The 24875-nt window shown below is 44.0% G+C and carries 25 protein-coding genes and 1 pseudogene; 21 read left to right on the top strand and 5 right to left on the bottom strand.

Annotation, left to right across the window (positions count from 1 at the left end; genetic code table 11):
• The first annotated feature begins 207 nt into the window (after positions 1 to 207).
• A complete protein-coding gene (locus AC1VOR_RS03295; RefSeq protein WP_482615842.1) occupies positions 208 to 2883 on the top strand; it encodes an adenosylcobalamin-dependent ribonucleoside-diphosphate reductase in 2676 nt (891 codons plus the stop codon).
• Between the two features lie 141 nt (positions 2884 to 3024).
• On the opposite strand, the gene AC1VOR_RS03290 is transcribed toward AC1VOR_RS03295, so the two are convergent.
• Positions 3025 to 4746 carry a copper amine oxidase N-terminal domain-containing protein gene (locus tag AC1VOR_RS03290; RefSeq protein WP_482615841.1) on the bottom strand — a complete coding sequence of 574 codons (1722 nt, stop codon included), beginning with the start codon at positions 4744 to 4746 and terminating at the stop codon, positions 3025 to 3027.
• Between the two features lie 203 nt (positions 4747 to 4949).
• On the opposite strand from AC1VOR_RS03290, the gene AC1VOR_RS03285 reads away from it, so the two are divergent.
• From AC1VOR_RS03285 to AC1VOR_RS03230, 12 genes are all read left to right on the top strand, one after another.
• Positions 4950 to 5435 (top strand): nitroreductase family protein, encoded by a 486-nt coding sequence (locus AC1VOR_RS03285; RefSeq protein ID WP_482615840.1) that lies wholly within the window; start codon positions 4950 to 4952, stop codon positions 5433 to 5435.
• Positions 5436 to 5759: 324 nt separating this feature from the next.
• Positions 5760 to 6791, top strand: coding sequence for a hypothetical protein (locus AC1VOR_RS03280; RefSeq protein ID WP_482615839.1), 1032 nt, complete (start codon positions 5760 to 5762; stop codon positions 6789 to 6791).
• 32 nt (positions 6792 to 6823) lie between these two features.
• Positions 6824 to 7087 (top strand): helix-turn-helix domain-containing protein, encoded by a 264-nt coding sequence (locus tag AC1VOR_RS03275; protein ID WP_482615838.1) that lies wholly within the window; start codon positions 6824 to 6826, stop codon positions 7085 to 7087.
• A 679-nt stretch (positions 7088 to 7766) separates the two neighbouring features.
• Positions 7767 to 8291 (top strand): DinB family protein, encoded by a 525-nt coding sequence (locus tag AC1VOR_RS03270; RefSeq protein ID WP_482615837.1) that lies wholly within the window; start codon positions 7767 to 7769, stop codon positions 8289 to 8291.
• Between the two features lie 94 nt (positions 8292 to 8385).
• A complete protein-coding gene (locus AC1VOR_RS03265) occupies positions 8386 to 8922 on the top strand; it encodes a P-loop nucleotide/nucleoside kinase family protein (RefSeq protein WP_482615836.1) in 537 nt (178 codons plus the stop codon).
• Between the two features lie 27 nt (positions 8923 to 8949).
• Positions 8950 to 9444, top strand: coding sequence for a CHAP domain-containing protein (locus AC1VOR_RS03260; protein WP_482615835.1), 495 nt, complete (start codon positions 8950 to 8952; stop codon positions 9442 to 9444).
• Positions 9445 to 9583: 139 nt separating this feature from the next.
• Positions 9584 to 9823, top strand: a complete 240-nt coding sequence (locus AC1VOR_RS03255; protein ID WP_482615834.1) for a DUF3977 family protein — start codon at positions 9584 to 9586, stop codon at positions 9821 to 9823.
• A 15-nt stretch (positions 9824 to 9838) separates the two neighbouring features.
• On the top strand, positions 9839 to 10330 hold the full coding sequence (locus AC1VOR_RS03250) for an AAA family ATPase (protein WP_482615833.1): 492 nt from the start codon (positions 9839 to 9841) through the stop codon (positions 10328 to 10330).
• 35 nt (positions 10331 to 10365) lie between these two features.
• Positions 10366 to 10884: an AAA family ATPase gene (locus tag AC1VOR_RS03245; RefSeq protein WP_482616388.1), complete on the top strand. Its 519-nt coding sequence runs from the start codon at positions 10366 to 10368 to the stop codon at positions 10882 to 10884.
• Positions 10885 to 11031: 147 nt separating this feature from the next.
• Complete coding sequence (locus AC1VOR_RS03240; RefSeq protein WP_482615832.1) at positions 11032 to 11634, top strand: class I SAM-dependent methyltransferase; 603 nt, start codon at positions 11032 to 11034, stop codon at positions 11632 to 11634.
• Positions 11635 to 11652: 18 nt separating this feature from the next.
• On the top strand, positions 11653 to 12102 hold the full coding sequence (locus tag AC1VOR_RS03235; protein WP_482615831.1) for a DUF1569 domain-containing protein: 450 nt from the start codon (positions 11653 to 11655) through the stop codon (positions 12100 to 12102).
• Positions 12103 to 12131: 29 nt separating this feature from the next.
• Positions 12132 to 12713 carry a histidine phosphatase family protein gene (locus tag AC1VOR_RS03230; protein WP_482615830.1) on the top strand — a complete coding sequence of 194 codons (582 nt, stop codon included), beginning with the start codon at positions 12132 to 12134 and terminating at the stop codon, positions 12711 to 12713.
• A 105-nt stretch (positions 12714 to 12818) separates the two neighbouring features.
• Here AC1VOR_RS03230 and AC1VOR_RS03225 read toward each other — a convergent pair whose 3' ends face one another.
• Genes AC1VOR_RS03225 through AC1VOR_RS03210 form a run of 4 tightly spaced genes read right to left on the bottom strand, consistent with a single transcriptional unit; the run spans position 12819 to position 16313 of the window.
• Complete coding sequence (locus tag AC1VOR_RS03225) at positions 12819 to 13520, bottom strand: ABC transporter permease (protein ID WP_482615829.1); 702 nt, start codon at positions 13518 to 13520, stop codon at positions 12819 to 12821.
• Positions 13521 to 13532: 12 nt separating this feature from the next.
• Positions 13533 to 14486, bottom strand: coding sequence for a glycine betaine ABC transporter substrate-binding protein (locus AC1VOR_RS03220; protein ID WP_482615828.1), 954 nt, complete (start codon positions 14484 to 14486; stop codon positions 13533 to 13535).
• Positions 14483 to 15148 carry an ABC transporter permease gene (locus AC1VOR_RS03215; protein ID WP_482615827.1) on the bottom strand — a complete coding sequence of 222 codons (666 nt, stop codon included), beginning with the start codon at positions 15146 to 15148 and terminating at the stop codon, positions 14483 to 14485. The genes AC1VOR_RS03220 and AC1VOR_RS03215 overlap by 4 nt, the downstream gene beginning before the upstream one ends.
• 1 nt (position 15149) lies before the next feature.
• The gene (locus AC1VOR_RS03210) at positions 15150 to 16313 is read right to left on the bottom strand and encodes an ABC transporter ATP-binding protein (RefSeq protein ID WP_482615826.1); all 1164 of its coding nucleotides are present in this window, start codon (positions 16311 to 16313) and stop codon (positions 15150 to 15152) included.
• Positions 16314 to 16908: 595 nt separating this feature from the next.
• Here AC1VOR_RS03210 and AC1VOR_RS03205 point away from each other — a divergent pair.
• The 8 genes and pseudogenes from AC1VOR_RS03205 to AC1VOR_RS03170 all read left to right on the top strand — a co-directional run bounded on the left by AC1VOR_RS03205 (position 16909) and on the right by AC1VOR_RS03170 (position 24856).
• On the top strand, positions 16909 to 17454 hold the full coding sequence (locus tag AC1VOR_RS03205) for a DNA topology modulation protein (RefSeq protein ID WP_482615825.1): 546 nt from the start codon (positions 16909 to 16911) through the stop codon (positions 17452 to 17454).
• A gap of 66 nt (positions 17455 to 17520) precedes the next feature.
• Positions 17521 to 18447: a DUF2268 domain-containing putative Zn-dependent protease gene (locus AC1VOR_RS03200; RefSeq protein WP_482615824.1), complete on the top strand. Its 927-nt coding sequence runs from the start codon at positions 17521 to 17523 to the stop codon at positions 18445 to 18447.
• Positions 18422 to 19189, top strand: a complete 768-nt coding sequence (locus tag AC1VOR_RS03195) for a MerR family transcriptional regulator (RefSeq protein WP_482615823.1) — start codon at positions 18422 to 18424, stop codon at positions 19187 to 19189. The genes AC1VOR_RS03200 and AC1VOR_RS03195 overlap by 26 nt, the downstream gene beginning before the upstream one ends.
• Positions 19190 to 19375: 186 nt before the next feature.
• Positions 19376 to 20209: an aldo/keto reductase gene (locus AC1VOR_RS03190; protein WP_482615822.1), complete on the top strand. Its 834-nt coding sequence runs from the start codon at positions 19376 to 19378 to the stop codon at positions 20207 to 20209.
• A gap of 115 nt (positions 20210 to 20324) precedes the next feature.
• A complete protein-coding gene (locus tag AC1VOR_RS03185) occupies positions 20325 to 20720 on the top strand; it encodes a DUF6979 family protein (RefSeq protein ID WP_482615821.1) in 396 nt (131 codons plus the stop codon).
• 555 nt (positions 20721 to 21275) lie between these two features.
• A pseudogene (locus AC1VOR_RS03180) lies at positions 21276 to 21734 on the top strand (NUDIX hydrolase).
• A gap of 163 nt (positions 21735 to 21897) precedes the next feature.
• Positions 21898 to 23316, top strand: coding sequence for a beta/gamma crystallin-related protein (locus AC1VOR_RS03175; protein ID WP_482615820.1), 1419 nt, complete (start codon positions 21898 to 21900; stop codon positions 23314 to 23316).
• Positions 23317 to 23503: 187 nt separating this feature from the next.
• On the top strand, positions 23504 to 24856 hold the full coding sequence (locus tag AC1VOR_RS03170; protein WP_482615819.1) for a citrate transporter: 1353 nt from the start codon (positions 23504 to 23506) through the stop codon (positions 24854 to 24856).
• Positions 24857 to 24875: the final 19 nt, after the last annotated feature.

Genomic DNA, 24875 nt, shown 5'->3' with positions numbered 1-24875 from the left:
AGAAAACGGGAGGAAACGGCTACTAGGCCAGCGTGTATTTCAGTACAAGCCGGAAAAATCGCTTCTTTCTCCAATGACAACAATATATAGTGTAGTATAATAGTGATTACACACAATATATTGTGTTTTTTTACATATGATGATCTTAATTGCTGGCTGATCTTAATTTCTATAAGTATGGCAATTTATCAAGGAGGGTGTTTATAGGTGAACCAGATTCCTGTGCCAAAACAACGCTTGGAAGGCTTAAGCGAGAAAATATTTCTGGATCGTTACGCGTGGAAAAATCCGGACCCCAGTCACGCCAAGGTGGGCGATGTGGTTCTTGTGCTGACGAAGGACGATCCGAAATTCCCAACGAAGGAAGTTGGGGAGATTGTCGCCCGGGAAGGACTTATGGCGACGGTTCGGACCCGCACCGGGGAACTGGTGGAGACGGATGTGGAGAAGCTGACGCTGAATATAGAGAAGACGCCGGAGGAAATGTGGGATCGCCTGGCGAACGCTATGGCCTCGGTGGAGGCAACACCGGAACTCCAGCAAGAATGGGAGACCAAATTCCGGCATATCCTGGATGATTGGAAGCTGGTACCGGGGGGCCGGATTGCTGCCGGAGCGGGGGCCAGCGACGAGCTTACCTTATTTAATTGTTATGTCATCCCATCCCCTAAAGATAGCCGAGGCGGGATCATGGAGACATTGTCGGAAATGACGGAGATTATGGCTCGCGGAGGCGGTGTTGGTATCAATTTAAGCTCTTTGCGACCGCGGCGAGCAGTGGTGAAGGGCGTGAACGGCTCATCAAGCGGTGCTGTATCCTGGGGAGGGCTGTTCAGCTATACGACAGGGCTGATTGAGCAGGGCGGCAGTCGCCGGGGGGCGCTAATGCTGATGATCAACGACTGGCATCCAGATGTGCTGGACTTTATCACGGTCAAGCAGACGATGGGACAGGTGACGAATGCGAATTTGTCTGTCTGCGTGAGTAATGCATTTATGAAGGCGGTGAAGGAAGATCTGGATTGGGAACTGGTCTTCCCGGACACAACCGATGAAGATTACAATGACGTCTGGGACGGTGATCTCGATAAGTGGAAGGCGGCGGGCCGACGGGTAAACCATTATCGTACGGTCAAGGCACGGGAGATTTGGCATACGATTATCGAATCGGCCTGGAAGTCCGCGGAGCCAGGCGTCGTATTTATGGAGTATTACAATCAGATGTCAAATAGCTGGTACTTTAACCCGATTATTTGTACGAACCCGTGCGGCGAGCAGGGCTTGCCAGGTTGGGGTGTCTGCAATCTGTCCGCGATGAATTTATCCCGGTTCTATGACGAGGCGAACCACGATGTGGATTGGGAGGATTTGGCGACGACGACCCGTTATTCGGTCCGCTTCCTAGACAATGTAATCAATAAGACGCCTTATCATTTTGAGGAAAATGAAAAAAATCAGAAGCATGAACGACGTATTGGTCTGGGGACAATGGGACTGGCCGAACTGATGATCAAGCTGAACATCCGATACGGTAGCCCGGAATCCCTGGAATTTCTGGATAAGCTGTATGGGTTTATCGCTCGGGAGGCCTACCTGGCTTCTTCAGATATTGCTGCGGAGAAAGGTTCTTTCCCGGCATTTGAGGCTGACCCTTATTTGCAGAGTGGATTTATGAAGGTGATGACGGAGGTATACCCCGAGGTTGGGGAGGCGATTCGCCAGCAGGGCATTCGGAACGTTACCATCATTACCCAAGCGCCCACCGGCAGTACGGGAACGATGGTTGGTACTTCAACAGGCATTGAACCGTATTTTGCGTTCAAATATTATCGCCAGAGTCGCCTTGGCTTCGACGAGCAATTCGTGCCGATCGCTCAGGAATGGATGGATGCCCATCCGGGAGAGGAGTTGCCGGACTATTATGTTACAGCCATGAGTCTATCCGCCGAGGATCATATCCGCGTGCAGGCAGCGATTCAGCGCTGGGTAGACAGCTCAATCTCCAAGACGGCAAATTGTCCAGCGGACTTCACGGTGGAAGAGACGAAACGATTGTACGAGCTGGCCTTTGATTTGGGCTGTAAGGGTGTGACGATTTACCGCGATGGCAGTCGGGATGTACAGGTATTGCAAACGGAGAAGAAGGAAGCGAAGGCGGAAGAGGCAGAGCTACCATCAGTCAACGAGGTTGGGACCATGGAGCAAGCTGATACCAAGGCGGAGCCGGAACCTGGCGATTCCTTATTACCCAGCAATTTTGCACCGTCCGGGTTGTCCAGATCGTCCAGCACCCCGTACAAGCGCCGGCCGCAAGTGTTGCAGGGAGCTACGTATAAGCTGAATACTCCCTTCGGGATGGCTTATATTACGATCAATGATTTGAACGGCACGCCGGGGGAAATCTTCCTTAATGTCGGCAAAGCGGGCTCTGATGTGTTTGCCATGGCTGAGGCGCTTGGGCGGGTCTGCTCCTTGTTCCTGCGATATGGAGACCATGGGGAGAAGGTGGGGCTGCTGATCAAGCATCTCAAGGGCATTGGCGGTACGGGAGCCATTGGCTTCGGTGCCAATCGCGTGGAATCGATTGCTGATGCGGTAGCCAAGGCGCTGGAGATGCATGTGGGTCATGGCCCTCATGACGGGCATGATCCGGCTCCGGTAGCAGCGACTTTGGCTTCCCGCCAACAGCCTGCAGCCCACTCTAATGATTGGCAACAAACGACTTCCATTCAGACGTCGGGTAGCTCTGAGGTTCACCATTCAGGAGGAAGCCATACGGCTCCAGCAACTTCTCTTGACCTGTGTCCGTCCTGCGGCTCTGCTTCGCTGATCAATGTGGAGGGCTGCAAGACCTGCAGCAACTGTGGGTATAGTCGTTGTTAACCTCATCATTTTGACTTGCATAGGGTTCTTCTTTGAAGTAAAAAAAAGTTGGACGGAAGAGGTATCTCCGTCCAACTTTTTTGCTTGCACCCTGACAACGAATGGCGTTTTACTACTCCGAAGAAAATTCTCCAGAAAGAGTCAAAATGGGTTGTCAAGATCAAATTCAAGTATAGGTTCGTTAAAATTAATGTTACCTGTGGCAGCTTTTGAGCCGAAGAGGATCTCAAGCTGGTCTAATTCTTCAAGCTTCTCTTTGGGAAATAAAAAGACCGCCAGCTTCTCCGTGCTCTTGCCAGTATCTACAATATTACTTACTGTAGGTGAGAGCTCCGGGGTGTCCGATACACGGCCGGAAGTATTCCATACTAATGCTTGCAAGGTCGAGAGGTCTACACTGGTCGATGAATTGTTGTTCACGATATATTTTACTGTTAAGGCCACAATATCGTCGCTTCCAAAGTTTTGGAACATACTTTGCTTGCCAGGTTCGACCTCCAGTTCCGCCCATTGGTATCCAGCCAACTCGATACCAATATCACCTAGTGATTTCTTATTTCCAGGATGCTTTTGATAGACGATTGTCTTGTTGGCGATTTTGTCTGTAGTCAGCTTATCCTCAAACAAAGGTTGCTTGGTATCGTCTTCCTTATCTATCGACGGCTTACTTGTATCTGGCTTAGTCTCGTCCGGGTTGTAGGAATCGTCCAAGAGAAAATCTTGCCCGCCAATTTTGTACATTCTATCGTTTAAATCGGGACGGAAGAACAACCAGCTTTCAGTTTTACCGTCCTTGTATTCAAGTAGAATGGTATGGTTAATGACGGTATATCGACCTGCTCCTTCTGCATCGGTCATATGAGTGCTGGAGATACCAGTGCCATCACCACTAATGTCCGAGCCGTCGGTAAGGATACTGATTGATTTATCATCAAGAAATGTTCCATCTGGCCGAAAAATGATGGTACTTGTTGTGGTCAAGCTAGTACCCAGCGCATCTCCAATATAATTGCTGGCTCTATATTTGCCATCTAGTTTTGGTCGATGAAGCGGTTCGTGCCACGTATACACTTCTCCATCAAGTATCAGATGGTTGTTTGCGCTCTTTTCATAGCTGTAGCGTACTTTGCCATCAATGACCAGTTCTCCGTTCTTGATTTCATAGGAAGAGCATTGGTCTTTGGTGCAATGGACCGTTTCCCATCCGCCTATCGGTTCCTTATCAATTAATCTGCTGTCGTCAATGAAATATAAATAATTCCAGCACACGCCTTGACATCCTTTGTTACCCAGTAAATCTGCTGAACTGTTAGCGTAGAGACCACGCAAGCCTTTGCTGGAGGAGGCTGGCTTAAAGCCGGCATTCACTTGCAGCTGAGCCTGCTGGTCAGACAAGCCAAGTATGCTCATATATTCTCTACTATATATACTTATGGTTTGTGAAGCGCCGTGCCAACCAACGATGGATTGAGTGGCTTCCGCTACAAAGCGCAGAGGTACCAACGTATGACCGTTAGTCACGCGACCAGGTACGGTGAGTGAAATACTTTTGCCGTTAACCACAGCCGTTTTTTGATTCATGATCAGGGTAAAGGTTAAGTCACCTTTTTGTCCTGTCACCGTTTTAGTATGGTTATCCCATTTGAGATCGATGCCGAGCGATTCAAACAATGGACGCATCTGCACCAGTGTTGTAGCTTTGTCTGTGGTAGGAGATACAGCAAAAACAACCTCTTTCTTATCGGCGTAAACGCTTATTTTCTCCTGTGCTGCTTCGGCCGAAGACGTTGCTATCAAGAAGGAAATACATGCGGCAAGAATTACAATCGCCTTCAACATGAGGGGGCCGACAGTTCTCTGCAAGTTAAACTACCACCTTTCATCACTTTAATTCGCTGCAGAAGGAAATCGACAGCTTAGCTTACAATTATAAAATAATGCCCAAGAAATCGTGTGAGTCTTCAGTACCAAAAATATAGGACTAAATTCGATAACTTCGGTCCACTAGTTAGTATTGGCCAATGCGTGCTATGATAAAGTTGCCATTATAGAGAGGAGAGATAGTGATGTCGGTACTTGATGCAATTATGGGACGTAGAAATATTAAGACTTTCAAGCCTGATGCCATTAGCGAGAAGCATGTGCAATCCTGGCTGACGGCAGCGAGTTACGCGCCGAACCACCGGATGACGGAGCCTTGGCGGGTGCTGATTGTGGGGCCTGAGACCAGAGGACGCCTCAAGCATAAGACAGATTTTGGTGGTGCACCCGTAGTTATAGCTATCTTGTCCAAGTCTGGAGCGACCGCTTTAGAGCGCGATGAGAATGTCATGGCGACCGCTTGCTTCATGCAGAACTTTATGCTCGCTGCGCAAGAGGCTGGCGTAGGCACCTTCTGGTCCTCATTGGGAGCAGCAGCCCATAATCGTGAAATTCTGGGTGCAGCGGAGTCTGAGGACGTGATTGGGATATTTGGCATTGGTTACCCGGCTGAAATTCCAGCCCTGAAGCCAAGAACTCCGATAGAAGATAAAATCACAAGCTTGCCTTAAAAATACTGGATAGATGAAGATTTGAGATGGGTTAAGGTGTGAAACGGTGACTCGTAACACTGGTATCTGCGGGAGAAAAGCTTCTAAACTAGAAGCATTCCTTCTGGGAGCCGGGTTGGGGTCACCGTTTTTTTGCTCTGTTGGTTGACATTTGGAAAGGAAAAGCATATATAATAAGTAGTAAGTGATAAGTAGTAAGTAATAAGTTGAATGAAAAATTTTTATGGACGGGTGACCCGCTTTCATCATAGTGATACACATTTCATTTCCTTGCACCTGGGAAGGTCAGGTCACTCCATGACAGGTAGATGGGGGAGATTGGTAATGGCAGATTTTACGTTGGCCCAAGGTTTCTCAATGGTTGCTCTAAATGCACAACGAAGTAGTCATAGCACAGTGGTGAAGCAGGTAGCGCTTCGCGTGTTGGCTACGGCGGTGGTGTTGGAATGTTATCTGGAAGGAAAGCTCCGGGCTACTGCTGATCAAGGACAGAGAGAATTGGAGTTGGATTTTCATCTGACGGATTCAGGACGCAGCGAGCATGGCTCGGGTGACAGTGGGGTAGAAGTCTACAAGAATTATGTAATAAACTGGCTGGAAGGTGGGAAGCCGGGACGACATGGTCAATTACGCTGGTGGTTAAAGCGGGCATCTTCCTTATCGCAACGAAAGCTCATGCATTTGGAGGAGGTCATGACTCGCTCGCTCACGGATCTTGGAGTGATGGAGGAAATTCCCCATTTGCTGGGGTGCGATATGTTGTTTGAGTCTTCAGGCGTGGCGATAAAGGAGTATCGCAGCAAATTGTCTGAATACACGGGTATTGTCGAAGGACTACGTGCGGAAGTATTGGAAGACGGTCCGGTGAGCGATGAAACCATTTGTCTATTGTGGTTGCTGCGCGAAAGCGGCTGTCTACCTGATCTGTTCTCGGGGCAGGAATTGGACCAGGTGGCACTAACGATTAACGAGTTGGATGAGTCAAATCCCTTGGCACATAGCCTCTTCTGGATACGAATTGGGCAGAACTGGGGCATGACGGTGAAGCATTTTTTACAATGGAAAAAAGCCTTTGTGCAAACGACAGTCGGTAGGGGCATGTTGTTCTTGTTCCCCTTGCTGGAGCGGTCGCAGGCTGTTTTTATTGAAACGGAGGCATGGTTTGCTAATTCCCAAAATCGACTGGATGCGGTAAAGCAACGGCTAGAGTCTCAAGGGCATGCCTTTACGGTATTACGAGAGGGGGAGATCCCCACAATTAAAATTGATAACTTGATCTACGAAGCGGTTCCGCATTTGGTAACGATGCGCGTGCCGATTCAAGGGGTGCGGCTACTTCCGAAACGTCCACTTTGACCCTGAAGGTAAGCTAAAGGAGATAGACACTTATGTCCAGACAACGTCCCATGGAAGCCATCGAATCCTCAGAGTTCGTGACGATCGGTGAACTGGTAAGGCTAACCGCTGCCCGGTACAGTACCTTGAAATTCTATACGGAAGAAGGAATGCTGCCCTTTGAGCAGGCCGAAGAGAACCTGACGCGCCGCTACCGCCGCGAATCCACCGTCAAGCGCATAGCCCTAATCAAGCAGCTTCGCAGTGAAGGTCTGTCGATCCCGGAGGTCAAGAAGGCCTTGGGGTTAGAGGTGTAGAGCAGGTTAGAAAAACTGTGGTAGAAGAGCAATGATAGATAGCGTGAAGCAAGAGCAATGGAGATTCCTGATAGATCAGGGGTCTCTTATTTCTTTTTTAATGTATTTTATAAAAAGGATTAGCTTCTACTGCGTCTAATATACTGTTATGGAAGATTATGCGAACTGCGGAGGGGAGGGCTTTTGATTGAGATATCTTCCTAGGTTTCTTGTGTTTATGAGTGTGTATATGTTGCTTCCACTATTATTAATCTTCACCATTCACTATTTAGATCGGTACATAGTTATAGCTGGGGCAAAAAAGTCTGGAGTACTTTCATTAGGATCTATATTGACATGGATTATTGGTTATTATGTCATTGGAATATTGAATATAGTATTTTTTTGCCGAGGAGAACGAAGATCGAGCTTTTTTATAATTTGGATGATAGGACAGATGCTTATCGGGCTTGGAGTTGTCTTTTACGCTTTTCATTCTACAATGACCAACTTTGGTGGGCTAGTTATTTTCCCTTGGGATTTTGGAATATGGCTATTTACATTATCGTACAGCTTAATTTATAATCTCATTTTCTTTTTGATTGCCCATAATATTATTAAAAAAAGGGAGGATAGTGCTGTAACAGTGGATTAACCGTCTTTTTTACAGTAACGAACCGAAACCTTGGAGGTAGAACCTATGCTGAATATGCAAAATCTTTTGATGATAACCGATATCCCTGGCTATACCCCTCAAATTGCTAGACTGATATCTATGATGAAATATGCAAGATTTACAACGTTAGAAGCAGTAAAGGACTTAACGCAAGCTGAACTCGATTTTTTGCTAGATTCCAAAAGCAATTCTATAGGTGCTTTATTATCGCACTTTGCGGCAGTTGAATATGCCTATCAGGTATCTACATTTGAAAAGCGAGATCTGAATGAAGAAGAATTATTAATCTGGGGCCCTGCACTTGAACTTGGCAAAGTAGGACAGGAACAAATCAAAGGTCATGCTTTGGATTACTACATCCATCAATTAGATCAGGTAAGAAATCAAACGCTCAAATTATTCAAATCTGTTAATGATGAATGGTTATATACAGAAGAGGATTTTTGGTATGAGCAAAAGGCAAATTACTATTTTATGTGGTTCCATGTTTTCGAGGATGAACTCAATCATAGAGGTCAAATCAGACTGATCAGAAACAGACTGACTTAAAAAGATAAGTAACAAAAAAATAATGTGGTAACAATACTAAGAACTTGATGTTGGAATAAAAGCCGAGCGTTTCAAGGGTGGGAGGAGGATTCTGATGTTTGACTATCCTGGAATAGAACATGTTACCAGTCAAGCCGATACTTCTGTTCCTTTAGTAGTCATGATGTGTGGTGTGGCGGGTTCGGGTAAAACAACCTATGCCCAACTATTGGAACAGAGAGGTTTTGTTCGTCTGTCCATTGACGAAGAGATTTGGGCTACGAAGGGTCGTTATGGCATCGATTATCCCATAGAAATGTATGAGCAACTTAAAGTTGAAGCCGAACTAAAGCTGCGTGATGAGCTTGTAAGTCTTCTGAATGAAAAGCACAATGTGGTTGTTGATTTTAGCTTCTGGCAGCGAAAGAGACGGAATGAATATAAGAAGCTGATTGAAGAAGGTGGAGGGGAATGGAGACTTATTCATTTAAAAGTCCATCCTAATGATTTACGAGAACGACTTCGTATCCGTAGCCAACGATTTGATGCTAATGCTGCATTTACCATAACAGAAGAAATATTGTCCTCATATCTTAAAGGGTTTGAAGTACCTTCGGGAGAAGGAGAAATGATTGTTGAAGCCAAGAAATAATTGAAAATTAGAGGGGAAGAGTTAGCGATGAGAAGGGGAATTTTAGCTGAAATAGCTGAAGAACTAGCTTCAAGGCCACTCATAGGTAATGCTGATAAGTATGGACCTGATCTGAAACCTATCCTAGATGCCTTTCCCAGAGAGAACCCTGATGTAGGCTTCGATTGGTGTGCTGCCTTCGTATATTATTGTTGCTGTAAAGCAGGCTTGGAATTACCTGTTCGATATCCAAAACCAGTTACACGCAATTTTGCATGGGTAGGAGCTTGGTTAGAGTGGGGACAATCACATAAATTTTATTATCCATTAAATGATCCATTATTCGTTCCTAACCCAGGAGATCTTATCCTCTTTGATAACATATTAGGCAATGGTCCAAATGATCATATCGGAGTTGTATTGGGGACTGAACAGGACAAGATTATTACAGCAGAAGGAAATTACTATAATAAATCCGGCATATTCCAAAGGACCCAAGATCAAGTGAGCGGCTATATAAGAATAGACGAGTCTTATAAATAGATTTTGAGAAACGTTCTTGGCAGCCTAATAAATATGGAGTTTTTGAGGGTGTTCGACAACCATAAGAAGGCAATTGGGAATTGCAAACGAATTCCGGTGCCAACAATAGTATAATATAAAAATTTTTGGGAGAGTTTTTTTGAATAAATATATTGAGATTGGGATTGGCAACACGTGGTTCATTAGAACGGAAATAGAGAACGGAGATGGAACAGAAGTTGAATTCAAAGGGATAGTTAGACCTTTTAAACTTAAATCGATATACATAAGATTTTGGATAAGAAGAACCGTTGTCATTCTTGATCTTAAAGAAGGCATAAAAATTCAGGCTAAAAGTACAAAGAAATTCAAAATCATACTTGGGTTATACGGCATTTAAAAGAAGGTGAATTTATTGAAGCAATTAATTATAATCAATGGCCCGGCGGGAATTGGTAAGACGACTGTAAGTCAAAAACTGTACCAATCACTAGAGAGGTCAGTTTGGCTCGATGGGGATTGGTGTTGGATGATGAATCCATGGATAATTACCGAAGAGAACACAAAGATGGTTGAAAATAATATTGTGTACCTACTTCGAAATTATTTAAATAATTCAACTTTTGATTACATCATATTCAATTGGGTACTTCATAGAGAAGAAATCATGCAGAGGCTGCTGGACCGTATTTCAGATTTTCAGTTCAGATTAACCCCAATAACATTAACTTGTTCTGAGGAATCTCTAAGAGAACGGATGTTACTCGATTATAGAACAGTTGAACAAATCGAAACTAGTTGCCATAGACTCAAGTTGTATGATGAAATGGAAACCTACAAAATAAATACAACGAAAAAGAATGTAGATGAGACAATAATGAAAATTATGGAACACATATATTCGTAATGCATTTCTTCAAGTTTAGCAAGTACAGGCTGTAAATTGTAAAGGAGGAATGCCTTATAAAAATTCGTATCATTGGACCCTGCGGTAGTGGTAAATCCTATATTGCTAGGGAGTTGTCGAAGAAATATGGAATTACACATTGTGAACTTGATAATTTGGTATGGGATAGGAGTCAACCTTATCAAAAATACCCCACGGAAATTAGAGATTCCAAACTGAATGAAATTATACATAAAGAATCCTGGATCATAGAAGGTGTTCATCATAAGTGGGGCCAAGAGAGTTTTGAACATGCAGACAAGATATATATCATATGCCCAAATAAATTCCGAAGGGATTATAGGGTGATTAAAAGATTCATTCGTACTCGATTAGGATTGGAAAAATGGAATTACAAACAAACTTATAAGAACTTATATCAAATGCTATTTGTATGGAATCGAACATTCAATCAAGAGAATTTAAGCGATATAATGGACATAACGGAAAAATATGCAGGGAAGCGAATAGTGGTAACCGATAATAAACAAATATTGGAGGATTATTATAAGTGAGCTTGCAATCATTCCTAATGCCCCGTGGGTACGAGCATTACTACTTTCTGAAAGATCTGACCAACGCCTCAGTCTAAGATAAAAGTTTATCTAGGGCTGGGGCGTTTCTTCAATACTGAGCTAGAATAGGTGAGGAGGGAAGACAGGTTGAATTTATTAAAAAAGCTAATAGGACAGGCGAAGCATCCCCGTGGATTTATTGGGTCACTCATGTTGAGTATCATGAATACCTCTCATACCCAGATGAATGTATGGGCGTGGGAAAAGATAAGGATCAGAGAAGATTCGGTTATGCTGGACGTAGGTTGTGGAGGCGGAAGAACGATACAACTATTATGCGTATGGAACCCACAGGCGAGAATATACGGTATTGATTATTCTGAACAGGCTGTCAAAGATTCTATACGAGCGAACAAAGCGGATATAGCAGAGGGAAAGGTACATATTCAACAGGCTTCTGTGACGGACATTCCCTTTTCAGATAATACTTTTGATATGATCACTGCATTTCAGACCCATTATTTCTGGCCAGACATGGAGAACAGTCTGAAAGAAATCTTTCGAGTGCTAAAGGTAGAAGGGTGCCTCTTAATAACAGCCGAGTTATACAAGATTAATTATCATATGAAATCTTATCAGACCAAGGAAGACATGGAGCAGTTATTGCTTAAGACAGGCTTCTCGGATGTAAAGATAGATGAAAACCCAACGAAAAAGTGGATTCGTATTCAGGGAATGAAAAGGACATAATCATGGAGGAGTGTTTTAATGAAAAGTATTTTCGATGCCAGCTCAACTAAAGAGGTTCTAGGTCGGATTGATCAATTGCAATCAGACTCACAGCCGCTATGGGGGAAGATGAACGCCGCGCAGATGCTGGCTCACTGCTCCGCATTTCAAGAGATTGCCGTAGGAAATGCCCATGAGCCGAGAAGCTGGTTAGGGATATTCATAGGGAGGTTTGTGAAATCTCTATTCTATAATGACAAGCCCCTCCCGCAAAATATGTCTACCATGTCAAGCATTATGATTACAGATTCAAGAGAGTTCGAGCTAGAGAAAGAAAATCTGAAGCAAAAGATCACAACATTTCAAAGCGATGGTTCAGCGAAATGTAATGCACAACTGCATCCATTTTTCGGAAAACTCACTGCTGAGGAGTGGGGGAAGGGGATTTACAAGCATTTAGACCATCATTTGAAGCAGTTTGGTGTTTAAAAAATATAAATGAGAGTGAGATTAAGACCATGATCGGACTGATTAGGCACGGGTTAACCGATTGGAATTATGAGTACAGAGCACAGGGGCACACGGATATCCCATTGAATGAAGAAGGACGAAGGCAAGCAGAGTCACTGGCTAAAAGGATGATAGGTGAGGAATGGGATTATATTTATTCCAGTGATTTATCAAGAGCATTGGAGACCGCCCGAATTATAGCGATGAGCAAAAATTTGGAAGTGAACATTGACCAACGATTAAGAGAAATGAACTGTGGACTTATTGAGGGAACAACTGAACAGGAACGAGTTAACAAGTGGGGATACGGCTGGTCTAAGCTGGACCTTGGGATAGAATCTGCTGATGCAATAATCTCAAGAGCGGTAAATTGTCTCACCGAAATTTCTGCAAGACATGCTGACAAAAAAGTGTTGATCGTAAGTCACGGAGCCATTATCGGGCTGACTTTAAAGAAGCTTATCCCTCAAGTTAATATGGAAGAGCCGTTGGAAAATGCATCCTTAACGATTTTGAATAGAAATGAAAACGGCTGGGATTGTCAGCTATATAACTGTACAACCCATTTAGTAGCTAAACAGGATGAGTAGAAAACAGCTTCTCATCGGGGGATTACAGGCTCCCATTAAATGTACAGCGAGGCAGACCGGGAGATTAAGATAACTTCTTCGGGTCTGCCTCGCCGTGTTCAAGTATTAGGTAAGCTCTGACGACTTCGTAGAGGAAGATGTCAGATTAGAAGACTTGCGTTTGGCTAAATCGACCCTTCTTTGCAAGATACCAAGTAGGATATCTGCACCAATGGCCAAAAATGCGGCAGGAATAGCGCCTGCAAAAATCCGTAAGGAATTGTTGCTGTTTAGCCCGGCATAAATCTCTCGTCCCAGGCCACCTCCTCCTACTAGAGGAGCGATGGTTACCACACCGATAGCGATGACGGCTGCAATCCTCAGACCCGACATGATATAAGTTAGAGACAGAGGAAAACGCACTTTGATGAGCAGTTGAAAAGGGCTCATGCCAATTCCCCTCCCCGATTCAATGTAACTGGCATCCACCTGTCTCAATCCAACATAGGTATTGCGCGTGATCGGATTGAGTGAATACAGGAAGAGACCTGCCATCACCGTGGTTGTTCCAAGTCCGAGCCATAACATCAGGATCATAAGCATGGCTAAACTGGGAACAACCTGAAGAAGGCTGGTAATCGACAAGATGATCTTCGCAGCCCATTTATTCTTGGAACAAAGAATGCCTAGAGGTACTCCGACGATAATGGCCAGCCCTAGGCCGATTGCCACCATCATGATGTGCTGGATGAAATATTCCCAGAGTAACCCCTGATTTCGTGATATATATGACAAAAAATCAGTAAACGTTAATTGTTCTTGCTCCATGCTTACCCTCCTTTAGCTATTTAGAAGACCCTGTTCCTTCAAGTAAGCGACAGCGACTTCCCGCTCGCTCTTCTTCTCAATATCCACTTGATAGTTCAGAGCTATCATGGTGTCTGCGTCCAGCTTGCCAATTAAAGGCGCTATAGCCCGCTCGATCTCCGGATGTTCCTGCACAAGTTCTGAACGTAATACCGGACTTGCATCATAGGGAGGGAAGAATTGTTTGTCGTCCTGAAGGGTTTGCAATTGATAAGCCTTCAGGCGAGAGTCTGTAGAGTAGGCTAGCACGATGTCCACCTGTTGATTGGCAACTGCACTATATACCAGACTGATCTCCATAGGGAAAACCTGACCGAACGTAATACCATAGGCTTTAGAGAAAGCCGGATAGCCATCTGTGGTTCGTTCCAGCCATGTAGTATCTACGCCTAGTTTCATACTGTCCATATCTTTGGTGACATCGGAAATTTGGGTATATCCTTTAGATTCAGCCAAATCCTTTCTGACCGTAAAGGCGTAAGTATTCTCAAAGCCCAGCGGGTCCATCCAGCTAAACCCGAAGTGATCTTGAAATCCAGTTTGTGCTTCCTGTAAAACCATAGTGCGATCCTTCGATCCGCTGATGGGGAAATAATTATTAAAAATCTCACCCGTGTATAATGTGGCCATTTGAACATCATTCTTTTTCATCGAATTGATAACCAATGAGCTTGAAGCAAGGTCTGGAATAATGTCCACTTTAAGGTCAGTTTGTTCTTCAATCAGTGCCTTGTACAATTCAGCTATAATTTTAGTTTCGGTATAGGTTTGCGTCCCGATCGTCAAGTCGCTTTGTATGCCGCAGGCGGAGCCAAAAGCAGTTAGAACCGTTATACTAATGAAGATCGAGAACCATTTCAACTTATTCAGTGTTACCACGCCTTCCTTATTACGTCCCCTTGTTTGCTTACCTTGATTGTGTCTCATATCGCAGTGTCCCGGGGATGATTCTGATGATAGTGCTTGCTTAACCAGCCCTCCAGCAAACCCAATAGGCCGTCTACTGCAAATGCCAGGAGGACAGCACCAATGCCGCCTATAACTATCATTTCAGGCTTATTGACCCCAAGCCCGGATACAATCAGTTGGCCTAATCCACCAGCTCCAATCAGCGCGGCAAGTGTAGCCCAACTGATAATGTAGACGGTTGTAATGCGTATGCCGGACATGATATAGGGAAGCGATAGTGGAAGCTGAACCCTCAATATCGTTTGCGCGGTGCTGTACCCCATACCTCTTGCAGATTGAAGTACACCTTTGTCCACAGCATTAAAACCATCGTAGGTATTCCTCAGAATGGGCATAAGGGAATAGAGGAAAAGCGCAAGGATAGCAGGCTTCATGCCGATGCCAAGCAGCGGAATCAGAATGGCCAGAAGAGCCAAGCTTGGAACTGTCTGAAAGAGATTAGCCACAAAGAAAACAATACGGTTGCTCCAGCCTGACCGGCTGTATACGAGTAATATACCGATCGGTACTGCAATAATCGTTCCTAATAATACGGATGAGGAGGAAAGGAACAGGTGTTCCTGCAATGCCTTCAAGATATCTGGATAGCGCTCTACAATGAAATTCCATAATGCGTTCATATCACTCACCCTCTCCAAGTGGCTCCGAGCGAACTATCGTAGGGTACACTTCTGCCAGATGTTTGACAACACTACCTCTCGTAATCAGTCCAAGGAACCGATTGTTGTTGTCGACCACAGGGAGGTTGCTGAGCTGATAGCTATCCATGATCTCAATGGCTTGAGCAAGTGTGCTGCCAGAAGCAACGGAATAGCGAACAGGATGCATAACATCTGCTACCGTTTGGTTCTCTTCTCCATATTGATCGAGTACGCGATAAATAGACACTGCGCCTTGAAGCTGCCGCTGGCGATCGACGATCAGGAGGGAATCCACCCGTTTCATTTCCATCATCTTGATGGCTTCAGCTAGTCCGCGGCTCGGAAAGGCGGTCACAGGATTGGTAATCATCACTTCGTCAACGAGTGGAATTTCATAAGTATTTTCATTCTCATTTTGCAGACGTTTCGAACCGATGAAGTCACGTACAAAGTCATTAGCGGGGTGGCGTAAGATGCTGTCGGGCTTGCCTGTTTGAACGACTGCCCCCTCCTTCATCAGTACAATAGTATCGGCAATCTTAATAGCCTCATCCATATCATGGGTAACAAAAATAATGGTTTTGTTTAGCTCTTGCTGCAATCGGATCAATTCATCCTGAAGCTGCTCACGACTGATGGGATCAAGGGCCGAGAACGGCTCGTCCATCAGAATAATGTCCGGATCTGCCGCAAGGGCTCGCACGACGCCCACTCGTTGTTGTTGTCCTCCACTAAGCTCGGAAGGATAGCGTGTGCCGTACCGCGCGTGGTCCAGTCCAACCAAATCCAACAGTTGGTTCACCTTTTGCTCGATTTTATCTTTATTCCACTTTTTCAGGCGTGGGACAACCGCGGCATTTTTGGAAATAGTCATATGTGGGAATAATCCAACGCTCTGAATGACGTAACCGATATCTCTGCGCAGTGCGACTGGATTTAATCTTGAAATATCCTTGCCATCGATGCGTATTGTGCCTGAAGATGGCGTGTTTAGTGCATTGATCAACTTCATCGTCGTAGATTTGCCGCAGCCACTGGGTCCAATGAGGACAGTAATCTCTCCTTTTTTAAACTCAAGATTAATGTCTTTTAGTGCCTGAAATCCATTGTCATAAACCTTGTTCACATGTTCCAGAACTATCATTCAATCGCTCCTTTTTCCAAGCAGATTCCATATTATGCGGGAGCGTTGGGCATATCATCATCCATTGTAGAGATCAACAATTACTTTGAGGAGGTGTGGTGCAACAGGTACGGAAAGCGGAGGCCTTGCTATGTAGGAATGAGCTTCAAGTCAAGCAAGTTAGCAATAATAAAATGGAATTAGGATGAGGTCTTATTCAGGATAGGGAAAAAGATTGGAGTTCATATTGTGTAATCCTTACATCCATTTGAAAAGTATTCCAAGCCTGTGCTCCCGTCTATACGGGACAGTATGCATTCTCATGTACGGGTCCCTCAGTCAATCTCTGTAGGAAATCAGACAAGCCCTGTCTGCGACTTCTCTAATCCCGGATGGATATGTGCATAATCGTAAGCAAGCAACGAATTCCTTTCCTTTGGAATAGGTTCGTATCACCGCAATAATATGTTGTATACGATTAACCATTCTGTCTGGGAATGAAACAGTTTTTCCAAAATTAATCCAAAAATACGCGGCAGAAGGTAATCCCTTAATCGTAGTCGAAATGTATGATAATCACTTATTCAAGCCATGTGGGGATGGAAAGGAGCATTAAATGAAAATCATGATTATGGGCTCAAGTGGCTCCGGAAAGTCAACATACGCACGAAAACTTGGAGAAGAACTGGCATTGCCTGTTTATCATCTCGATGCTTATTATTGGAAGCCCGGGTGGGTGGAAACTCCCAAAGAAGAGTGGGTTAAATTCAACGAGCAATTAGTCATGAAAGAAGAATGGATTATAGACGGACATTATGGTAGCACCATGGATATTAGAGCACAGGCTGCTGATGTCATTATTTACTTTGATCTATCACCATGGATTACTACATATAGAATATTCAAGCGCAGAATACAATATCATGGGAAGACTAGGCCTGATCTTAATGAAGGTTGCCCGGAATCGATTGATTGGCCATTTATAAAATATGTATGGAATTTTAGAAGAGATAAACATTCGAATGTTCTGAACAGATTGGCGAAATATCCAAAGGACACAAAAGTAATCATTATTAAGCGACCTAAGGAAGCAAAGAGGATGCTTAATGAAATAAAGAGTCAAGGGTTGCGGTATTTTGAAGAACTTGAAAGTGATTTGTAAAGAGCCTTGACTATGACGTAACGTCATACTGCATAATTCTCATTAAATCAAAGATGAGGTGAGAATATGAATATCAAGGCATTGCGTTCAGACTATATTTACCGAAAAGTAGCAGAGGCTCCGCCCCAGGAAAAGGTTGAGCTGTTCAGGAGTGAAATGTTGGCTCCCTTTATGCGGAAATGGGATATTCAGCAGATTCCGTTCAAGTCCGATGAGCCTTTCGGATTTGATGTCTTGATGCTAAATAACATGATGAATCGAGCTCCTGATCAGATCACGGGTCAGATTGAATACGAGATAGAATTGATATCTTCAGAGGTATTTTGGGCCAACTGTTATGATGCGGTTAGGAAAAGTATTTTTTCTTTTATCGAGCATGGAATCAAACTCCCGGTATCTGATTATTTGTTCACTATACAGTTAGGCAATCCCGCAAGTCCTTCCTTGATGTTAAGTGAGGGGTATAGTGGAGACGGGGGGATTCCCGGTTACATCTTGTGTACACTGGTGCCTAACGAATACACCTTGCCCAGAGTCAAAGCTGCCTTAGCGCATGAATGCAATCATAATATTCGGTATCAATTTATTGATTGGGACCCTACCGTTACGCTGGGCGAACTGATTGTAAGTGAAGGGCTGGCGGAGAATTACGCTACATTCATGTATGGGCAAGAGCTTTTGGGCCCTTGGGTAACCCGAACATCCGAAAGCACGTTAAATCAGCATATTAAGCCAGTGCTTAAGGAACAATTACAGGTAACGGGGTTGGATAAAATCACTCCTTATCTGTACGGGGACGAAATCGCCAAGCTGCAAAATTTAGAGCCTGTCCATATGCCCTACTGTGCGGGTTATGCTTGCGGTTATTATTTGATCCGTCACTATTTGAGGAAAACAGGAAAAACGATTTTCGAGGCAACAATTACGCCTGCCGATAACATACTAACTGAAGTAAAGGATTTTTGGGATGAAGACACCCTTCTTAACGGTTAAGGATATTGTGAGCATCACAGGCATTACAGCTAGAACCTTGCACTATTATGACAAAATCGACCTTTTCAAGCCGACTTATTTAGCGGAGAATGGTTATCGTCATTACGATCGGAGTAGCTTGGAAAGGCTGCAAACCATTTTGTTTTTAAAGGAGATGGATTTCTCGTTAAAAGAAATTGGAGAAATTCTAAAGCTGACCAAGCAGGAGCAAAAAAAGATATTAAAAAGCCATAGCGAGACGCTGCTGTCCAGGAAACAACGACTAGAGACTATACTGCTGGCATTGGAGGATTATGTATCTGGAAGGGATATATACAATCTGGGTATCTTTAACCATTCATCGGTGTTGCCTTTACAGGAACAGTATGCCAAGGAAGCTCGTCTCGTCTATGGAGAAACCGAGGGCTATAGAAGCTTCCAAGAGAAGCTGGATCAAGTCCCTGCCAAGGAAAAAGAGAAGCTGTTCGCAGAATTTGAACAAGGTATGGAAAATGTGTTCAGAAGGCTGGCTGCTTGTGTGGAGCAGTCTCCAGAGTCTCTTCAAGTACAGGAATTAATCATGGAATGGCGAAATTATTTGGAGAGATTCATGACCCTGGATGCAGAGTTGCTTGGTTGCCTGGCCGATACCTACAGATACGATGGACGATTCAAAAATTATATCAATCAATATAGTAATCAAGATTTGGCCGAGTTCATTTCGAGTGCAATCAGGTATCATGTTGATCAAATAGGAAAATGAGTGCTGTATAGTGGAGAACTGGAGACAGTAAGGGAGGGAGCCTGGAGTGGCTACCTCTCTTGCTGTTTTTTGCAATTTGTCTATGATCTTCAAGACAAGAATTGACAAGCGAACACTTACTGGATAAGATCAAATTATAAAACGGACATGTGTCCGATTTTAATTAGGGTAACAAGGAGAGGGCTTATGGAACATGTTCAACTTAATAATGGGGTACTTATGCCAAAAGTTGGTTTGGGCGTCTATAACGTCAAAGGGGATAGCACGGAAGCTGTAGTATGGGCACTGAACCATGGATACCGACATTTGGACACCGCGGCGATTTATCATAATGAAGAGTTGATTGCCGAAGCCATCCGTAAATCTGGCGTGAAGCGGAGCGAACTATTTATTACCACGAAAATTTGGACATCGGATCTCGGAGCCAAAACACGGACTGCTTTTGAGAGCAGCTTGAGGAAATTAAACACCGATTATGTTGACTTATACTTGATTCATTGGCCAACCGGTGATTATTTAAGTAGTTGGAATACGATGGAGGAGCTACATCGCGAGGGGAAGATCAGAGCCATTGGAGTTTCTAATTTTGAACCCTCCCATTTGGAGAAAGTAATGAAGCATGGAACGATTATTCCAGCGGTAAATCAGGTGCAAACCCATCCTTTTTTACAAAAAGATGAACTGCATGATTTCATGACGAGCTATAGCATACAACATGTCGCATGGGCACCCTTCGGTCGTGGGAACAAGCGGTTGCTCACTCACCCTGTACTGAAAGACATTGGAGATAGAAAAGGCAAAACTGCCGCCCAGGTCATTCTCAGATGGAATCTTCAACGAGATATTGCGGTTATTCCTAAATCGATTACGCCTGCAAGGCTGGAACAAAATATCGACTTGTTTGACTTTACACTCTCTGAACAAGAGATGCGGGAAATTGCAGCCCTGGACCTCAATCAGAAGGGATTCATTGATTCAAGTAATAAATTGTATTTGTGGTCAACTCGCTGGATTCGATAACATTAGACATTGTAACTGCCTCTAACTATATCCATATTCGAGACTATCGCCCCTATGGATGGAGATGTATAATCATGGAAGTAGCGATGATTGTGAGGAAATGGAGGACATAGGCATGGATAAGTACTCGAAGTCAGCATTAAATGTGGTGAGATACGTTCAGGAAAATAGAATAGAAAGCCCAGTAAAAGCTTGGTTCATTGCCACAGGTGAACAATTTGGAGAAGGTAGTTGGGGACAGAAAAAGGGTTGTCCTAGGACTGCATTTTTAGGAATATGCGAAGAGGGATTAATTAAAGGAATTAAGGCAGGAAGGTATAATCACAAACAGGACTGTTTAAACAAACAATATGCCATAAATACCATCAATTTATTAAAGCAAGATCCAACCTACATAAACAAAGATAATAAAGAGATATGGGCAATAGTAACCCAAGGAAAAAAGATAAAATCTAATTACCAAGTTGAGATTGTAAAGGCATTATGGGAAAAAGATTTGATAGTTAAGTAAAAGTAAAACAGTCTCCGTCTGCTGTGCGATGTCCCTTGATGCTGATGCACATTAATGGGAAATACTCCCGCTAATTGACGCAAATGAGCTGGATTTTGGAGTTTAACTGGAAAAGTTCCCTATAAATTCACATGTTTGGTCCATATTCAGCGATTTAAGCTAAATTATAGGGATGAATTCCTTATAATGGTGAATAATTCTGTTTATTAGAGGTTTTAGCTGGAGGATTTCCTGTTAGTTCCGGAAGTTGTCATGCTTTAGGATTCTTCAAGACCTGTTACTCGCTACAGAACTTTAGGCTTGTATAATGAGGCTCAAGTGATATTTGAAAATGCTATGCAAGAATTCCCGGAACGCGGTGAATTTCAGGTATTCTACGCAATGGTTCTATACAACCAGCAGGCATAGAGTGAAGCGATGGGCATCCTGTTGAAAATTGGCAGAAGCGAGCACTGATCAAGGGCTTCAGGATTACAAGAAGGCCATATTATTTTACGCAGATCAATTAGGTCGAATTTGGGATTAAAACTGCAAGAACGCAGGGGGCAAGTAAGTATGGGGTACATTATGGAACTTAGGAAAATCATTGGTACTAGGCCTATAATTATGGTTGGTGCATGCACGATCTTAATGAATGAACACGGCTAAATTCTCTTGCAACAGAGAAAAGACAATGGGCTGTGGGGATTACCAGGCGGCTCTCTGGAGCCGGGCGAAAGCATGGAAGAAGTGGCAAGACGAGAACTGTATGAAGAAACCGGATTAATAGCGCATAAATTAAAATTGCTAGATGTTTTCTCTGGAATGGATTTGTATTATAAATATCCGCATGGAGATGAGGTTTATAATGTTGCAGCAGCCTATATCTGCGGTGACTACGAAGGAGAATTAAGGCTGGATGAAGAAGAAGTAGAGTGCTTAAGGTTTTTCAAAATAGAGCAACTCCCCGCAGACATCAGTCCACCCGATCAACCTATCATTCAGGCATTTATAAAATCAGAATATATCAAATAGTGATGAACCATACATCTGTGCCTAGCAGATGTTTTTTTATTTTTCATAAAGTATATTTTTAGGTTGCATTATCTGCCAAAATTCATTAATCTATGTCATGTAATGTAATAATATTACAAAATATTTAAATTCAAGGAAATGAAAAAATGAGGAGGAATGTATTGTGAAGAAATCATTGGTTTTCTTTATGGTGTTGGTCATCGTCTTATGTTCCCTTCCCCAAGCTCCGGCAAGTGCCGCGAGCGCTCCACCCGCGACCTGGCAAGAGCACTGGTTCGAGCATAGGGAGTTGCTCAAGTTGGTGCACTATAATGATGAGGTGGCATTTTATGTAGATGATGAAATCGACCCCAATCAAATTGGCTGGATGTATTCTACAGCGGCGGATGTATGGAGATACACCAAGCAAACCTATGGCTCGATGGGGGGCGATGGTCGACTTTACGTCATTGTCCATAATACGAAGTATAGTGGTGGCCATCCAGGTTACGCCTACAACGCTGACCATGACTACCGCAATGTCATCGATATCGGTGGCTCCAATTTTATTAATCCCACCGGCTGGAATCTGGATATTCTGGTTCATGAAGTCGCCCATATCGTAGAATCTGCAACCAATGACACCAAGGGTTCACCCGCCTTTGGATTGTGGGGAGACAGTAAATGGGCTGAAATTTATCAATATGATGTTTATAAGGCATTAGGTTTAAACAGTGAAGCCCAACGGATTTATAACAGCTTCACCAGCAAGGCGGAAAATTTCCCGCAAGCAGGCACCTACTGGTTTAAGAACTGGTATTATCCGATTTATAGCAACTATGGGGAGAAGCAAGTGCTGAATAGATATTTTCAGTTACTGGCTCAATACTATCCAAAGAATTCATCCGGTCATTATACGAGAAACATGAACATGGGTGAGTATGTGCACTTTATGAGTGGAGCAGCTAAGGCTGATTTGAAATCGCTGGCTATTACTGCTTTTGGCTGGCCAAATCAATTTGAAAGTCAATATCAGGCGGCACGCCAGGAATTCCCTCAAGTCACCTATGGGGAGACCATTTCCGAGGGGGCTATCTTCTACGGGAACGCCAATTATGGAGGTTATGCTGTAGCGCTTGGGGCAGGCTCCTATAACTACAATGAAATGGTAGCAGCCGGTATTGCAAACGATACACTCTCATCGCTTAAGGTAACTCCGGGCATTAAGGTCACCCTCTATGAACATTTGAATTTTGGTGGCGCGCAAAGAGTCATTACAGCGGATACCGCCTCTCTTGGCGATTTTAATGATAAGACATCTTCCCTCAAAGTAGAGAAAATACCTGTTGTATATATTGATGCCAATTACAAGGGAGCTGCTGTCAGCCTGGATGTGGGCAGTTATAATGTAAGTGATCTAGTCGCAAAGGGAATTCCCAACGACTCCATCTCTTCACTGAAAGTGCCAAGCGGCTATAAGGTTACCCTTTATGAGCATGGAGAATTCCAAGGAGCAACCAAAGTGTTGCTGGGTGATAGCTCCTATCTCGGTGATGATTTTAATGACAAGACTTCTTCCATAAAAGTAGAACGGGTCTCTTAATTCCATACCTGATTGGGAAACTATGAATTTTTCATGGTTTCCCTTTTTAATTTGTGTGCGGAAACATATTGACGTTATCTAGATGACATGGTAATATTTGACCGAATAACTAACATGTCAGTTATTGAAATAGCATGTTAGTATGTTAGTCCATGCTTTTTAATTCCTATTTTAAGGAGGGCATTTTGTGGATGTAACGAATTATGTAATCGGTTTCTTGATGGTATTATCATTTTTCGGACTCGTATGGTATTGCGTGAAGGGGTATAACCTCATGGTGGGCTTTTTCATCATGTCGGTGCTGTGGACAGCTATCGCTTTGATTGGCAATGCGATTGCGCCTACTTCCATGATGGAGGGGCAGACCTTTGTCTCCGTGTTGACCAATGTGTTCCAGACGGGGCCGGAGAACTATGGTAAGGCCATTCTTGTAAACGTTTTCTTTGGGGCGTTTTTTGGCCGAATCCTGATGGATACCGGTATTGCTGCAACACTGATTCGTAAAGTAGTAGAGCTTGGCGGAGACAAACCACGCATAACGATGTCGCTGCTCTGTATTGTCACGGCTGTTATTTTTACCTCCATGACCGGGATTGGCCCCGTCATTTCCATCGCCGTTATCGTGTTACCCATCATGTTATCCCTTGGCATTCCTTCCTCAGTCGCTTTATTCTCCTTCATGGGTTCCATTATGGCCGGGATCTTTGGAAATATCGTAAACTTCAAACAATATCAAGCTCTCTTTGCTACCGCTAATGAAAGCTACGCCAGCTATGATTATAACGCTTATTTTGGCTTCGGTATGATTGCAATGGCCGTCTCGTTGGTCATTGTGCTTATTGTGGCTAACCTGTCTATGAATAATAAAAAAATTTCCCGTGCTTGGGCGGCTACTACGCCGGAAGAACAACATTCCAAAGATGCGCCGGCGATTTCCTGGATCTCCATTATTCTGCCGGTCATCGGTGTCGTAGTGTTTAAAATTCCGATTATTTTCGGATTTATCTTTGCGGGCCTGTTCGCCTTGTTGACCTGCGGCAAGCTCAAGGGCGGATTTGCAAATGTTTGCCGGATGTTATCCAAGCAGTTCGCAGATGGCGCAATTGATGTAGCCCCGATGATCGGGTTCTTGCTGACGCTCGCCATGTTCAACAATGCTGCTACATATGCTTCGCCTTATTTTAAAATTCTGTTCGGTGGCGTGATGCCGCAGACAGCCTTGTTATTATGTATTGTGTTTGCCATCTTGACACCACTTGGCTTCTTCCGCGGCCCAATGAACTTGGTTGGCTCGGGGACCGCTATTCTGGCTGTAGTCGTCTCGACGGCGGCATGGCCTGTGCAATTTCTGTACCCTTTGTTCGCCGTTACGACGGTGGCGCCACAGCATTTGGACGTTACCCAATCCTGGGTAGCCTGGGGATTTGGTTACACCAAGGTTCCAGCCCGAGACTTCATGAAGATGTCCATCCCTTCCGGCTGGATGATCGGAATTATTCTCTGTGCCGTCGTGTTCTTTATGTACGGTAGCCTGGTTTAATAGAGCAAGCCGGTTGCCG

The organism is Paenibacillus sp. 1SOY10 (assembly GCF_056836745.1).
This window is presented reverse-complemented; position numbering and strand designations above follow the sequence as displayed.